At 69.8% G+C, this 430-nt stretch carries 1 protein-coding gene; it reads right to left on the bottom strand.

Features of this window, described 5'->3' with window-relative positions; genetic code table 11:
* A partial coding sequence (locus AC1DYG_RS19910; RefSeq protein WP_477641575.1) for a DUF3311 domain-containing protein occupies positions 1 to 227 on the bottom strand: 227 nt, incomplete at its 3' end.
* Between the last annotated feature and the right edge of the window lie 203 nt (positions 228 to 430).

The following is a 430-nucleotide window of genomic DNA, read 5'->3' as shown; positions in this document are numbered from 1 at the left end:
GCCTTGAGCACCAGCCGGTACGCGGCCCAGGTCGCGGCCGCGCAGAGGAACACCCAGACGAACTGGTACCAGAAGAAGAACGGCACGCCGCCCAGTTCGGGATCCTTGCGGGCGTAGAACGGCACCCACAGGATCGCGACGAGGGGCAGCGCGAGCAGGACGGCGGCCACGGCCAGCAGCGCCTTGTCGGCCGGGGGCGCGGTGTTGTCGTCGGGTTCGTCGGTCACGGCGTTCTCCCCACTCGGACGCGGGCGTGGCATGGCCCGCACATGCGGGAAGTTACTCCGGATCGCGGGGCCGCATCGGGCAACGACGGTCACGGAAGGGTCGCGCAGGACGCGCCGAAACGCGACGTCTCGTCCCGGTACGGGGATTGTCAGTGCCGAATCCGGCGAACGCTCGTAGCGTGAGTGGGGTGACTGCCTCGAGC

It is taken from the genome of Pedococcus sp. P1_H8 (genome assembly GCF_056405175.1).
The sequence above is the reverse complement of the archived record's forward strand: the minus strand, read 5'-3'. Positions and strand labels throughout refer to the sequence as shown.